This window comes from Saliniramus fredricksonii, assembly GCF_900094735.1.
GTDB classification, from domain to species: Bacteria; Pseudomonadota; Alphaproteobacteria; order Rhizobiales; family Beijerinckiaceae; genus Saliniramus; species Saliniramus fredricksonii.
Map to the genome: position 1 here is coordinate 706,216 of NZ_FMBM01000001.1, position 12,338 is coordinate 718,553.

General features: G+C 65.3%; 14 protein-coding genes, 1 tRNA gene and 1 other RNA gene. 4 read left to right on the forward strand and 12 right to left on the reverse strand.

The window, feature by feature from the left end; translation table 11 throughout:
- Window positions 1-24 precede the first annotated feature (24 nt).
- Window positions 25-171, forward strand: a complete 147-nt coding sequence (locus GA0071312_RS19845) for a hypothetical protein (RefSeq protein WP_165603942.1) — start codon at window positions 25-27, stop codon at window positions 169-171.
- Window positions 172-210: 39 nt separating this feature from the next.
- On the opposite strand, the gene GA0071312_RS03240 is transcribed toward GA0071312_RS19845, so the two are convergent.
- The 3 genes from GA0071312_RS03240 to rpe all read right to left on the reverse strand — a co-directional run bounded on the left by GA0071312_RS03240 (window position 211) and on the right by rpe (window position 1,537).
- Window positions 211-285: transfer RNA gene (locus tag GA0071312_RS03240), tRNA-Val, on the reverse strand.
- A 34-nt stretch (window positions 286-319) separates the two neighbouring features.
- Window positions 320-841, reverse strand: a complete 522-nt coding sequence (locus GA0071312_RS03245; protein WP_074443583.1) for a hypothetical protein — start codon at window positions 839-841, stop codon at window positions 320-322.
- Between the two features lie 6 nt (window positions 842-847).
- Window positions 848-1,537 carry a ribulose-phosphate 3-epimerase gene (gene rpe, locus GA0071312_RS03250; protein WP_074443584.1) on the reverse strand — a complete coding sequence of 230 codons (690 nt, stop codon included), beginning with the start codon at window positions 1,535-1,537 and terminating at the stop codon, window positions 848-850.
- A gap of 241 nt (window positions 1,538-1,778) precedes the next feature.
- Here rpe and GA0071312_RS03255 point away from each other — a divergent pair, with 241 nt between their 5' ends.
- A complete protein-coding gene (locus GA0071312_RS03255; protein WP_074443585.1) occupies window positions 1,779-2,993 on the forward strand; it encodes a cell wall hydrolase in 1,215 nt (404 codons plus the stop codon).
- Between the two features lie 13 nt (window positions 2,994-3,006).
- Here the strand turns inward: GA0071312_RS03255 and GA0071312_RS03260 are convergent, their stop codons facing one another.
- A complete protein-coding gene (locus GA0071312_RS03260) occupies window positions 3,007-4,074 on the reverse strand; it encodes a patatin-like phospholipase family protein (RefSeq protein WP_074443586.1) in 1,068 nt (355 codons plus the stop codon).
- A 115-nt stretch (window positions 4,075-4,189) separates the two neighbouring features.
- On the opposite strand from GA0071312_RS03260, the gene GA0071312_RS03265 reads away from it, so the two are divergent.
- Both GA0071312_RS03265 and GA0071312_RS03270 read left to right on the forward strand, forming a co-directional pair.
- Window positions 4,190-4,417, forward strand: a complete 228-nt coding sequence (locus GA0071312_RS03265) for a hypothetical protein (protein ID WP_074443587.1) — start codon at window positions 4,190-4,192, stop codon at window positions 4,415-4,417.
- 461 nt (window positions 4,418-4,878) lie between these two features.
- Window positions 4,879-6,633, forward strand: a complete 1,755-nt coding sequence (locus GA0071312_RS03270; protein ID WP_074443588.1) for a methyl-accepting chemotaxis protein — start codon at window positions 4,879-4,881, stop codon at window positions 6,631-6,633.
- A gap of 73 nt (window positions 6,634-6,706) precedes the next feature.
- Here GA0071312_RS03270 and rpsA read toward each other — a convergent pair whose 3' ends face one another.
- The 8 genes from rpsA to GA0071312_RS20450 form a co-directional block, all read right to left on the reverse strand.
- Complete coding sequence (gene rpsA / locus GA0071312_RS03275) at window positions 6,707-8,428, reverse strand: 30S ribosomal protein S1 (protein WP_074443589.1); 1,722 nt, start codon at window positions 8,426-8,428, stop codon at window positions 6,707-6,709.
- A gap of 384 nt (window positions 8,429-8,812) precedes the next feature.
- Window positions 8,813-9,493 carry an exopolysaccharide biosynthesis protein gene (locus tag GA0071312_RS03280; RefSeq protein WP_074443590.1) on the reverse strand — a complete coding sequence of 227 codons (681 nt, stop codon included), beginning with the start codon at window positions 9,491-9,493 and terminating at the stop codon, window positions 8,813-8,815.
- Between the two features lie 2 nt (window positions 9,494-9,495).
- Window positions 9,496-10,317, reverse strand: a complete 822-nt coding sequence (locus GA0071312_RS03285) for a TIGR00282 family metallophosphoesterase (protein WP_074443591.1) — start codon at window positions 10,315-10,317, stop codon at window positions 9,496-9,498.
- A 74-nt stretch (window positions 10,318-10,391) separates the two neighbouring features.
- Complete coding sequence (locus tag GA0071312_RS03290; RefSeq protein WP_238947075.1) at window positions 10,392-10,943, reverse strand: 5-formyltetrahydrofolate cyclo-ligase; 552 nt, start codon at window positions 10,941-10,943, stop codon at window positions 10,392-10,394.
- Between the two features lie 89 nt (window positions 10,944-11,032).
- A non-coding RNA gene (gene ssrS, locus GA0071312_RS03295) (6S RNA) lies at window positions 11,033-11,188 on the reverse strand.
- Between the two features lie 130 nt (window positions 11,189-11,318).
- Window positions 11,319-11,474, reverse strand: a complete 156-nt coding sequence (locus GA0071312_RS19850) for a hypothetical protein (protein ID WP_165603943.1) — start codon at window positions 11,472-11,474, stop codon at window positions 11,319-11,321.
- Between the two features lie 13 nt (window positions 11,475-11,487).
- Window positions 11,488-11,961 carry a DUF411 domain-containing protein gene (locus GA0071312_RS03300; RefSeq protein ID WP_074443592.1) on the reverse strand — a complete coding sequence of 158 codons (474 nt, stop codon included), beginning with the start codon at window positions 11,959-11,961 and terminating at the stop codon, window positions 11,488-11,490.
- A complete protein-coding gene (locus GA0071312_RS20450) occupies window positions 11,958-12,080 on the reverse strand; it encodes a hypothetical protein (protein WP_275261838.1) in 123 nt (40 codons plus the stop codon). The genes GA0071312_RS03300 and GA0071312_RS20450 overlap by 4 nt, the downstream gene beginning before the upstream one ends.
- Between the last annotated feature and the right edge of the window lie 258 nt (window positions 12,081-12,338).

The following is a 12,338-nucleotide window of genomic DNA, read 5'->3' on the forward strand; positions in this document are numbered from 1 at the left end:
TCCCCGGATGGCGAGGCAACGCGTATGGACATCTTCGCATTCTACGAAAACGACATCGACGCCTACGATCTGCGCTGCCACCCCTTCGCACCGGCGGGTGCGCCGGCAGGGACCGTATTCAGGCACGAGGTGATCGGGAACGCGGAAGAACGGCAGGCGGCAAATGCGTGATGCAGCTTGCAGGATATCGGCCTCGCTATTGTCCGAAAATGGTGGGCGCGACAGGGATTGAACCTGTGACCCTTCGCGTGTGAAGCGAATGCTCTCCCGCTGAGCTACGCGCCCGATGGCGATTTCGTATGTCGTGTCGCGCCCCGCGTCAAGTCCGGTTTTCGCGCCGATGACGGCGCAGCAGGGTCAGGCCGAGGATGAGCGCGATCAGCGGCAGCGGCCAGGGCCAGAGATAGGCCGGGGCGAAGACGGCGACATATCCCGCCGCCACGAACGTCAGCCGGTGAATCAGATGGCGCAGGTGGTGCGGATCGCCCGGATCGGTGATAAGGCCCTCCAGTTCCGCAGCGCTGTGAAACACCGCGAATCCGGCATAGAGTGCGATGAGAAACACCGGCGCGGCGAGGACGAGCCCCCAGAGCAGGCGCGTAGGACGTCCAACGCGGCGCAAAAAGAGGGCCGCGAAGAGCATCAGCAGAAGTGCCGCGAGCGCGCCCGCCACCCCGAACAGCGCGATCAGCGCCTCGGTGCGCGGGTTGATCGGCTCGCCACGCTCCAGCACGCGCAGATAAACCAGCGCCGCAGCAGCGAGACCGGCCAGGGCGATACGCCAGGCGCTGCCGCCGATAATCGTGCCGAGATTGCGAAGACCGCCTCGCCCGCGCGTCATCGCCGCTCAGCCAGCCGATGCGCGGGCATTCTGCGCCGCGTCGCGGATGGCGGCGATGTTGCCGGCATAGGCCTCCTGCCCGCCCTTGAACACGGCGGAACCGGCGACGAGCACATTGGCACCTGCCGCGACGACGTCCGGGGCCGTCTGCGCCGTGACGCCGCCATCGATCTCGATCTCGATCGGACGATCCCCGATCATGGCGCGCACCTGCGCGATCTTGGGCACGACCGAGGCAATGAAGGCCTGGCCGCCGAAACCGGGATTGACCGTCATCAGGCAGACCAGATCGACCATGTCGAGAAGCGGTGCGACAGCCTCCGCCGGCGTACCGGGATTGAGCGCGATCCCGGCCTTGCAGCCAAGCGCGCGAATCGCCTGCAGGCTGCGATGGGTATGGGGGCCGGCTTCGGCATGAATGGTGATCACCTGCGCACCCGCATCGGCGAAGGCTGAGAGATAGGGATCGACTGGCGCGATCATCAGATGTACGTCGAAGACCTGTGTGGTGGCCGGGCGGATCGCCTTGATGATCGGCGGTCCGAAGGTCAGATTGGGCACGAAATGCCCGTCCATCACATCGATATGAATCCAGTCGGCACCGGCCTCGACGACGCTCTCGACTTCGGCGCCGAGGCGCGCGAAATCGGCGGAGAGGATGGAGGGGGCGATGCGCAGCGGGCTTGGTTCGGTCATCCGGGCAATCCCAATGGTGGCGCCTTTGTGGACGCTGACTATCCTGCGCAGGCGCTATCATGCGCGCGCGCGCCGCGCAACTGCGACCGGGCGCGCCTTCCGGTGAAGCGGACAAGCCGCGCCATCGCCTTAACGCTTTTTGAACCTTGATTCGCGATCCTTGATGAAAGCGGCACGGTGTGTCGCCCGTGTCACGAGTATCGAGGGTGTTCGCGTGCGTCGGCGTCGGAAATTCTTCGGAATGCGGTGGGTCTGCGCCACCGTTGCGCCATGGGCGCTCGGCGGGGGCATGCTCGTCTCCTTCACCGCCGTGGCGAGCAACGACGTCTCCGATATCGGCCATACCATCCGTGAAACGGGTCGCATCGGCGCGATCACCGCGAGTGACCAGCTGATCACCCCGCCGCGCGTGACCAATCTGCGCGCCCTGCCCGGATCGACGGCGCTGACCGCGCCCGCCGCCCGCAAGGCCTCCCTGCGTTTCAGCCTGCCCGATGACGCCCTGCGCACGGATCTGGTGCGCCCGCCCCGCTTCGAGCCGAAAGACGGCGCCTTCGAGGGTGAGACACCCGAGCTGAACCGCGACAACAAGGGCGATCCCTATCTGCCGCTGCGCCCGACCCTGAGTCGGCTGGGGCGTGATCTCGAGAACGAAGACCCCCATCTGCGCGCCCTTTCGGGCGCAACGGACATGCTGCCGGCGCTGGAGCGCGGCGGCGCCCTGCCGGGCGAGCTCAACCTCAAGCAGAGCTTCGAACGCCCGCCGCAGCCGACCACGACCGATCGCGCCACGGCGGAGCGCTCGCCGCTTGCCGCCGAACAGGGATCATCCGGGATCGGCAAGGCCGGGGGCATTACGCCGGATCGCGACGGCGCCACCCCTTCCGTGGCGCGGGTGGAAGCCTTCGCGGCGATGACGCCGGTCACCCATAGCTGGAACCCGGTCGAGGTCACCGCCCTGCCGGTGACCCTGCCCGCCGGCGCCTCGCGCTTCGTGCGCCGTTATCCGAACCAGCCACATTACGGCGCCCTGATCGATCCCGGCAAGCGCGAAGCGGAAATGCGCTGCCTCGCGGAGGCGATCTATTTCGAGGCGCGCAGCGAGCCGGAGCTCGGCCAGGCCGCCGTGGCGCAGGTGGTGATGAACCGCGTGGCCAGCAGCCTCTATCCGGATTCGGTCTGCGGCGTCGTCTACCAGAACCGTCACCGGCATCTGGCGTGCCAGTTCACTTTCACCTGCGAGGGCCGCGCCCTGCGCATCCGCGAGCCGGCGCCGTGGCGGCGCGCCGAGCGCATTGCGCAGGAAACCATCAGCGGCACGAGTTTCATCGAGAGCGTTGGTCTCGCCACGCATTATCACGCCGATTACGTCAATCCGCGCTGGGCCCGCGCGCTCCTGCGCCGCGACAAGATCGGCCGCCACATCTTCTACCAGCTGCGCCCCGGCCAGCGCTGAGGCGACGCCCCCCTCAATCGATCTGCGGGCGCAGATCCAGCGTGGCGCGCTTGCCGATATCGTCGTAATGGCGCTCCAGCCAGGCCCGCCCCGCTGCATGGCCGCGATCCTTCAGGGTCTTGATCGTGCTCCAGTCGGGGCGGATGCGCGAAGAGGCGGCGAAATCGTCGAGATAGCCCGTCGGCTCGACCCGGTGCATCAGGACGCGCTTGTAATCCTCATGCGAAAGCTTGCCCTCGTCGATCAGCCGGGTGACGAATTCGATGGCGCGCAATTCCTTCACGAGGCTCGCATTGAAGGTGATCTCCGAGAGCCGGTTCGCGATTTCGCGGGCCGTGCGCGGCGTCTCGCGGTGTTCGATCGGGTTGATCTGCACCAGAAGGATGTCATCCGCCGCCACCCCGTAGAACAGCGGATAGAGCGGCGGATTGCCCATATAGCCGCCATCCCAATAGGGCACCCCGTCGATCTCGACCGCCTTGAAGACCTGCGGCAGGCAGGCGGAGGCGAGCAGATGATCGACGGTGAGTTCCTCGCGGGAAAAGACCTTGAGCTTGCCGGTCCAGACATTGGTCGCGGCGATACACAGCTTGACCTTGGGGCAGGCTCGGACATTCTCGAAATTGATCAGATCCGCCAGCGCATCGCGCAGGGGATTGGCGTCGAGGGGGTTGGAATCGTAGGGGTTGGAGAATTTCTTGAAGGATTCGAGCCACATCCGTCCGAACGAGTCTTCATCATACCAGAATCCCATCATCCGGTCGAAGACGCCCCGCTGCATCGGTGAGAGCTGCCCGCCGAGGCTGACGCGCTGCCAGAAGGCTTCGAGCCCGGCACGCGCGCCTTCCGGGCCGCCCTCCTGCCAGCCATCGGCAAGCGCGATCGCGTTCATCGCCCCGGCGGAGGCGCCGGAAATTGCCTCGATGGCGAGACGCCCGTCCTCGAGGATGGCGTCGAGCACGCCCCAGGTGAAGGCGCCGTGCGAGCCGCCGCCCTGGAGGGCGAGGCTGATCGTCTTTTCCGCCTTCGGGCCGATGAGCCCGCGCGGCCCCTCTGCGAGAGATGGTGCTCGTCCGCTCATGTGATCCTCCCGATGGCATGCCGGAAACCGTTTCGCGCCGCGATCTCGCCGCAGCGCAATAGACAGTCATATAGGCACGCCCCGTCGCGTCTTTCCAGAACTGCGTGATGCGGTAATGCGGTGCGCGCTTGTGATCGCCCGTCGGATCGGCAAGGATCAGGAATCCAGAGGCAATCCGGCGCTGGGCGCCATGGCGGAGACGCCGGCCCCGCACATTGCCGGCTGGACGGGCGGGCGGGTCCATCTGCGCATCCTTTCCAATCTCGCCGATCGGCATCTGACGCGCGCGGGCCTTATGGAAGGATGCCCTAAAGCATCATGCCGTCAGGTGGATACCGGCTGACGGAAAGAAATGATGCGCCGGATAATGACCTGGAGCGCCCGGCCTGACTCCGTCAGGTCGGAACGTGCTCCAGAGCATCATGCCGTCAGGTGGATACCGGCTGACGGAAAGAAATGATGCGCCGGATAATGACCTGGAGCGCCCGGCCTGACTCCGTCAGGTCGGAACGTGCTCCAGAGCATCATGCCGTCAGGTGGATACCGGCTGACGGAAAGTGCTCTAAGACCATCGTCTTAAGACCTTCGGTGCATTTGATAAAATTCAGCTTGCTGAAAGAAAACTGCCCGGAAATTTACATTTCTCAGCGGAAGCTGAAGCGATGAATTCGTTTTTCAACGTATTTTTGATATTTTTGAAGATATATGGCGCGGATCAATTCACAACCAAAGTATAGATTCTCATAAAGAATCGGTAATATTCTTTCTCTGCCAGCAAGCGATTCGCTTTGGCATGGAGGAGCTATGACGAGTCCCACGCAAGATTTTGGCAAGGAACAGTCGCGCATCGTCGACTCGACGCACAGCATCGATTCCGCGCAGCCGGAGAACGATGCCGGGCATGTCCGTCATCTCGAAGAGACGATCGGCGTCATCGAGGCCGATATTCGCGCAGCAATCGGCGCCGTGGTCGCCGCCGTCGATGATTCGGGGGCGCAGATGAAGCGGGCGCGCGCCGATCTCGACGAGATCGGCGGGGCCAACAGACAACTCAACGAAGCAGCCGCCGAGGCGGGGACGCGCAGCGATGCCGTCTCGCAGGCGACGGATACGATCGCACAGGCCTCGCGCGGGATCGACGAGGCGATGCTGCAGGCGACGGCCTGTCTCGATGCCGCGACACGCCAGGTCGCGGAAGCGCACGGCCTGCTGGGTCGCCTGTCCGATGCCAGCACGGCCATTGCCGGTGTCGTTGACGCCATCGCCGCCGTTGCCAAACAGACGAACCTGTTGGCGCTCAACGCCACGATCGAAGCCGCACGTGCCGGCGAGGCCGGGAGGGGTTTCGCCGTCGTGGCCGGCGAAGTGAAGGCCCTGTCGCAGGAAGTCTCACGCTCTGCCGACGATATTCGCGAGCGCATCGGACTTCTCGCCGCCACGGCGCAGGAGACGATGGCGGCAGTGGGCGGCGCCAACGCGGCGATCACGGAACTCGCCCCTCTCGTGGTGCGCGCGCGCGAAGGCAGCGAGGAACAATCATCGGCGCTCGCAGCCGTGGCGCGCGACTCCAACGAGGGCGCGCGCTGCGTGAGCGCGGTTCGCGCCCGCGCCGGTGATGTCGACGCGGCGCTGGGCAGCTGTTTCGCGCGTATGGATGTGGCGGGCGAGAATGCCGGGCGGGCCGCAGCGGCGGCTTCGTCGCTTACCGACAGGTTCGTCGCGGTCATCCGCCAGAGCGAGATCGGTGACCGGCGGCGCCATGACCGCTATCCCGTCGAACTTGAGGTCAGCGGCCAGATCGGCGGGCAGCCCGTCACCAGCCGCAGCATCGACATCTCGCGCGGCGGCATGCTGCTTGATGCGAGCGGGGTCGGTGACGGCATCATGCCGGGCAGTGAGGCCCGCCTTGCGATCGGCGGCATCGGCACGGTCCGTGCGCATGTCGTCGGTGTCAGCCGGATGGGCCTGCATTGCGCTTTCGACGATGAGGATCCGGCCATCCGCGCCGCGATCGAGGCGAAGCTCGCCGCGATCGCGGGCGAATACCGTCCCCTCGTGGCGCGCGCCCAGGCCATCGCGCAAGAGGTGGCGCAGGCCATCGAAGGGCTCGTCGGCGCCGGCAGCCTGAGCCGTGAGGCCGCTTTCGATACGCGCTATGTGCCGTTGCCCGCAACCGATCCGCAGCAATACGAGACCGCCTTCACGCAGGCTTTCGAGGGCGTTCTCCCCGCCATCATCGAGCCCCCGCTGAGCGAGGACAAGCGCCTGACCTTCTGCCTCGCCATCGACCGCAACGGTTATATCCCGGTGCATAACCGCGCCTTCTCGCAGCCCCAGCGCCCGGATGATCCGGTCTGGAACGCAGCGCATTGCCGCAACAAGCGGATTTTCGATGATCGCGCCGGCATCACGGCGGCGCGATCCACCCGCGACTTCGTGGTCCAGGCCTATGCCCGCGACATGGGCGGCGGCAAGGTGGTGATGATGCGCGAGGTCGATGCGCCGATCCGCATCTTCGGGCGCCATTGGGGCGGTCTGCGCATGGCCTACCGGCTCTGACCGATGGGCCTCATGAAAAAGCCCCCGCGGGCATGAACCCGCGGGGGCCGAAAAGCGGCTCTGGCGAACCTGCTTACTTGTTTTCTTCTTCCTCGCCGGACTGCGTCTGCTTCTTCAGCGCAGCACCGAGGATGTCGCCGAGCGAAGCGCCGGAATCGGTGGAGCCGAACTGTGCGATCGCCTCCTTCTCCTCGGCCACTTCGAGCGCCTTGATCGACAGCGTGACACGGCGCGCCTTGCGGTCGAACTGGGTGACGCGGGCATCGATCTTGTCACCGGCGGAGAAGCGCTCGGGGCGCTGGTCGGCGCGGTCGCGGGCAAGTTCGGCGCGGCGGATGAAGGCGCTGAGATCGGTATCGACGATCTTGACGTCGATGCCGGCATCCTTCACTTCCACGACCTCGCAGGTCACGACCTGACCCTTGCGGATCTCACCCGCATCGGCGAAGGGATCGCCGGCGAGCTGCTTGATGCCAAGCGAGATGCGCTCCTTGTCGACATCGACGTCGAGCACCTGGGCGCGAACCATGTCGCCCTTCTTGAACTCGTCGATAACCTGCTCGCCGGGACGGTTCCAGTCGAGATCCGACAGGTGGACCATGCCGTCGACATCGCCTTCGAGACCGATGAACAGACCGAATTCGGTCTTGTTCTTGACCTCGCCCTCGACCTCGGAACCGACGGGATGCTTCTCGGCGAAGGCCTCCCACGGATTCTGCAGGGTCTGCTTGAGACCGAGCGAGATGCGGCGCTTGACCGGATCGACCTCGAGAATGACCACGTCCACTTCCTGCGATGTGGAGACGATCTTGCCCGGATGAACGTTCTTCTTCGTCCAGGACATCTCGGAGACGTGGATCAGGCCTTCGATGCCCGGCTCCAGCTCGACGAAGGCACCGTAATCGGTAATGTTGGTCACGCGGCCCGTGAAGCGCGCATCGACCGGATAGCGGGCCTCGATGCCCTCCCACGGATCGGCGAGCAGCTGCTTGATGCCGAGCGAGATGCGGTGTGTCTCATGGTTGATCTTGATGATCTTGACCTGGACGTTCTGGCCGATCTGCACCACTTCCGACGGATGGTTGACGCGGCGCCAGGCCATGTCGGTGACGTGGAGCAGGCCGTCGATGCCACCGAGATCGACGAAGGCGCCGTATTCGGTGATGTTCTTGACGACACCCTCGATGACCTGACCCTCTTCGAGATTGGCCACCAGCTCCGAACGCTGTTCGGCGCGGCTCTCCTCGAGCACGGTACGGCGCGACACGACGATATTGCCGCGGCGACGGTCCATCTTCAGGATCTGGAAGGGCTGCGGCACGCCCATCAGCGGCGTGATGTCGCGCACGGGGCGGATATCGACCTGCGAGCGCGGCAGGAAGGCCACGGCGCCGTCGAGATCGACGGTGTAGCCGCCCTTGACCTGGTTGAAGATCAGGCCCTGGACGCGCTCATTGGCCTCGAAGGCCTTCTCGAGCTTGATCCAACTTTCCTCGCGGCGCGCCTTCTCGCGGGAGATGACGGCCTCGCCGAGGGCATTCTCGATGCGGTCGACATAGACCTCGACTTCGGCACCAACTTCGATCGGTTCGTCACGGCCGGGGCCGTTGAATTCCTTGAGGGCCACACGGCCTTCGGTCTTGGCGCCGATATCGATGACCGCGACGTCCTTCTCGATGGCGACGACCTTGCCCTTGACGACGGCGCCTTCGGCGACTTCGTTGCTGCGGAAGGATTCCTCGAGGAGGGCGGCGAAATCTTCGCGGCTGGGCGCGTATTGGGTTTGAGCTGACATTCGTTCTCCTGATGCTCTCGCGAGCAATTGCGCCGACGGCTGGTGTTGCGTGCCATCCCCGTTCGTCGCGGGCCGCGCATGTATGCGTGACCCTGGCCACTCTCGCTGGAGCGGGCCGGCGCGTCGACGACGAACGAAGACGGATATCACGACCCGGCGGGCGCTCTGGCACCATCCGGAACCGGGATCGCGCACGGATAACGGAAACAGCCTTGCGATGCAAGGCTTTCCGCAACGCCCTCGCTGCAAGCCCCGTCACCGGTCGCACCGGCGCTCGGTACCGAGCCGCCCGGCGCTCAGTAACCCACCGCCCGGCGCTCAGTAACCCACCGCCCGGCGCTCAGTAACCCACCGCCCGGCGCTCAGTAACCCACCGCCCGGCGCTCAGTAACCCACCGCCCGGCTCATGGCCACCAGAGCAAAATGGATGAGCGTGCTGGTCAGGATCACCGTATAGGCGATGCCGGCCAGCCCCGCGAGGATGCCGAAGCCGAGCACCAGCCCGTCCTCCTGCAGGATGGCCATGGAGAGGATCACCAGAGCGATCGAGGGCACCCAGTTGGTGCCGGGCAGCGGCAGGATCACGCATAGCGCGAGAATCACGGCGAAGACGCCGATCAACCGGTCGCCACGCGCGCCGAACAGGGCCGTATGGCGCGGGCGCAGGAGCTTCTCCACCCGTTGCAGGCGCGGCTCGGCCACATCGATGATCTTGCGGAACGTGGCGACGCGGAAGCGCTTGTCGAGAATGCGCCGGGGCAGCCACGGTTTCTTGAAACCGAGCGCAAGCTGCACGGCGAAGAGCAGCACGGGCAGACCGAAGACCGAGTTCATGCCCGGCGGGGCCGGGAGGCAATTGGGCAGGCTGAAAAGGATGATGACGAAGCCGAAGGCACGCTCGCCGAAAGCCTCGATGATCTCGCGCACGCTGATCGTGTCACCCGGCGCCGTTTCGATCAAGGCGCGCAGGACGAGGGAGACGCGCTTGTGCTCCATCGCCTCGTGCAGGAGGCGGGCGCGCCGGCTGGCCAGTCCCTCGCAGCGCTGATCGCCGGGCGAATCCATGCTCAATCCCAGAAATCAGGCAGGGCAGGCGGCAGATGCGGCCCGAGGCGCAACGCGGCGCAACGGGTGGCGAGGCCGGTCGCATCATCGGTCTCGACCGCGAGTCCCGCAAGCGCACCCTCGCCCTGCGCCGCCTCCAATCGCGATCCCGGCGTCTTCTGCAGGAAGCGCCGCAAGGGCTCGTCCTTGCCCATGCCAAGCACGGAATCGTAATCGCCGCACATGCCGAGATCCGAAATATAGGCCGTGCCGCCCGGCAGCACCCGGTAATCGGCGGTGGGAACATGGGTATGCGTGCCGACGACGAGGCTGGCGCGTCCGTCGCAGAAATGCCCCATCGCCTGCTTCTCGCTGGTCGCCTCGGCGTGAAAATCGACGATGACGGCATCAGCGCCATAGCCCAGCGGACAATCCGCGAGCGCTTCCTCGACCCGGGTGAAGGGGCAATCCATCGCATCCATGAAGATGCGTCCCATCGCGTTGACCACGAGCACCCGGGCCCCGCGCGCCGTCTCCACCATCGTTGCCCCGCGTCCCGGCGTCCCGGACGGGAAGGTGGCCGGACGCACGAGCCGATGTTCGCGCTCGATGAAGACGAGCGCTTCGCGCTGGTCGAAAGCATGATTGCCCAGCGTGATCGCGTCGACACCTGCCGCGAAGAGGTCTTCGCAGATCGCCTCGGTGATGCCGAACCCGCCGGCGGCATTCTCGCCGTTGATGATGACGCAATCGAGAGCCCAGCGATCGCGCAGACCGGGGAGATGCCCGGTCACGGCTTCGCGACCGGGACGTCCGACGACATCACCGAGAAACAGAAGGCGCATCCGTTCAGGCCCTTCTGGCCGTCGCCGCGAAGGGGCAACGAGTTCTGGCGGGCATCGTGCCACTTGCACGGGTATCAGTCACACAAGGTCTCCGTTTCGGTCACGATGCAGTCGAGACGCCGGTCATGCGGCTCTGCGGGGATGCTCTCGGCGCGCTGTATGTCGAAAGCAAGGCCGATGGTGGTGACAGGCTTTTCCAGCGTCAAGGCTGCAATGGCGCGATCGTAATGCCCCTTGCCGTAGCCGATACGGTTACGGGCGCGATCGAAACGCGAAAGCGGCATCACCAGGATATCCGGGATGAGTGCCTCGCTCTCCTCGGATGGTGCGCTGACGCCGAAAGCGCCGCGAATCAGGGGCTCGCCGGGTTGCCAGCGCAGAAAGATCAGACGCGGATCGCGCACCAGCGGCAGGGCGAGGGTGAATCCGCGCTGCGCGAGCGCCCCGAGCAGCGGGAGAGTGTCGACTTCCGAGCGTATCGGCGCATAGCCGGACACGATGCGCCGCTGCGCATGGGCAGCATCGCATACGGGCAGGGCGAGAACGCGCTGCGCAATCAGACGCGATGCCTTTTCGCGATAGGCGTGATCAAGCGCGTCGCGCCCGGCGAGGCCGGCACGGCGCAAAACTTCCTTCTCGGCGGCTCTGTCGTTCAGGGCTGGCCTCTTCGCGGATGACCCCGCGATGATGCGGGCAGCGGACGGGAACGAAAACGTGCGGTGCCGCGATGGCCGTTGGAGATGCGATCCCGGGAACCTACAGCGTAGGTGGGCGCCGTGTGTCCCGGTCCACGGACCGGGTCAGGGACAGCTCCCTTCAGGATCATTAAGGCCCCGGGGAAAAATTCTCCTGACGCACCCCGCAGCACCGCTTCGCGAATGTAATGTCGCCCGGTGCATTCGCAAAGGGCTATTTCGACATGGCGCGCAGGAATACGGGCATGGCCGATTGCGTGACCGATTGCATGGCCGATCCGACGGCCGGTTTCATGACGTGCGCGATCAGCTGCGCAGATACTTGATCAGCGCGGCGATGCCGAGGCCGAGCAGCAGGAGGACGAGGATCCAGGTGATCGCCATGCTGATCCCCATGCCCGTCCCCATGCCCGTCCCCATGCCCCAGAAGGCGCTGCCGCCATGCATGGTTTCGTTCATCATTGCGATGGTTCCCTCATGGGTCGGTGCGGGCCACGCCGCGATAGCGCGCGAACGATTCGGAACGGCTGCCCTCGAAGAGGACGACCGCGTAGGCATCATCCTCCATGCCCGGTACTTCCATGCCCGGTGAGCCGATCGGCATGCCCGGGACACTGATCCCCGTGGCATCGGGGCGCTCCCGCAGAAGGCGCGTGACCGCCTCGGCGGGAACATGGCCTTCGACCACGTAACCGGCGATTTCAGCGGTATGGCACGAGGCGAGCCCCGGGGGCACGCCGAGCCGCGCCTTGATGCGGTTGATCTGCGAGGTCGCACGGGTCTCCACGGCGAAGCCTGCTTCTCGCATATGTCCGACCCATGCGCTGCAGCAGCCGCAGCCGGGATCGTAATGCACGATCATGGTTTCTGCAGCCGGGGCAGCAAATGCCGGCATCGTGGCGATCGCGAAAGCAGCCCCGCTTCCGGCCAGAAAACGGCGTCGGTTCATGATGGTTGCTCCTGGTGATGAACGTGTGCGCGATCAAGCGCGAAGATGGCGGCGGCAAGCATGACTGCAATCGCTGCAATGGAATAGATGAGACGATGCACGACAAGCCGTTGTTCCATCCTCGACCCTCCAGGGCACGCTGCAAATCGCGCGTGCAACGAACCTTGGGGCAGTCAACCCTCCGAAGCCCGCTGACCATGCCATGCGCAACACCTTGTTCACGCACGGCCATCAAGGTCATAGACCTTCCCGCCGTGGTAAACTCAAGGGGCAATCGCGCCATCCGATCAACTTCGAGGACCGCTGGCGAAGCGCGATGATTTCTTCCCACTGCAAACGACACATCGCTATCCGCACGAAGCGCAGACGACCAATCA

Excerpts from the sequence above, each read along its gene's own strand:
- GA0071312_RS19845 (WP_165603942.1), top strand. The coding sequence starts at position 25 with ATGGACATCTTCGCATTCTACGAAAACGACATCGACGCCTACGATCTG.
- GA0071312_RS03245 (WP_074443583.1), bottom strand. The coding sequence starts at position 841 with ATGACGCGCGGGCGAGGCGGTCTTCGCAATCTCGGCACGATTATCGGC.
- rpe (WP_074443584.1), bottom strand. The coding sequence starts at position 1,537 with ATGACCGAACCAAGCCCGCTGCGCATCGCCCCCTCCATCCTCTCCGCC.
- GA0071312_RS03255 (WP_074443585.1), top strand. The coding sequence starts at position 1,779 with ATGCGGTGGGTCTGCGCCACCGTTGCGCCATGGGCGCTCGGCGGGGGC.
- GA0071312_RS03260 (WP_074443586.1), bottom strand. The coding sequence starts at position 4,074 with ATGAGCGGACGAGCACCATCTCTCGCAGAGGGGCCGCGCGGGCTCATC.
- GA0071312_RS03265 (WP_074443587.1), top strand. The coding sequence starts at position 4,190 with ATGCGGTGCGCGCTTGTGATCGCCCGTCGGATCGGCAAGGATCAGGAA.
- GA0071312_RS03270 (WP_074443588.1), top strand. The coding sequence starts at position 4,879 with ATGACGAGTCCCACGCAAGATTTTGGCAAGGAACAGTCGCGCATCGTC.
- rpsA (WP_074443589.1), bottom strand. The coding sequence starts at position 8,428 with ATGTCAGCTCAAACCCAATACGCGCCCAGCCGCGAAGATTTCGCCGCC.
- GA0071312_RS03280 (WP_074443590.1), bottom strand. The coding sequence starts at position 9,493 with ATGGATTCGCCCGGCGATCAGCGCTGCGAGGGACTGGCCAGCCGGCGC.
- GA0071312_RS03285 (WP_074443591.1), bottom strand. The coding sequence starts at position 10,317 with ATGCGCCTTCTGTTTCTCGGTGATGTCGTCGGACGTCCCGGTCGCGAA.
- GA0071312_RS19850 (WP_165603943.1), bottom strand. The coding sequence starts at position 11,474 with ATGATGAACGAAACCATGCATGGCGGCAGCGCCTTCTGGGGCATGGGG.
- GA0071312_RS03300 (WP_074443592.1), bottom strand. The coding sequence starts at position 11,961 with ATGAACCGACGCCGTTTTCTGGCCGGAAGCGGGGCTGCTTTCGCGATC.
- GA0071312_RS20450 (WP_275261838.1), bottom strand. The coding sequence starts at position 12,080 with ATGGAACAACGGCTTGTCGTGCATCGTCTCATCTATTCCATTGCAGCG.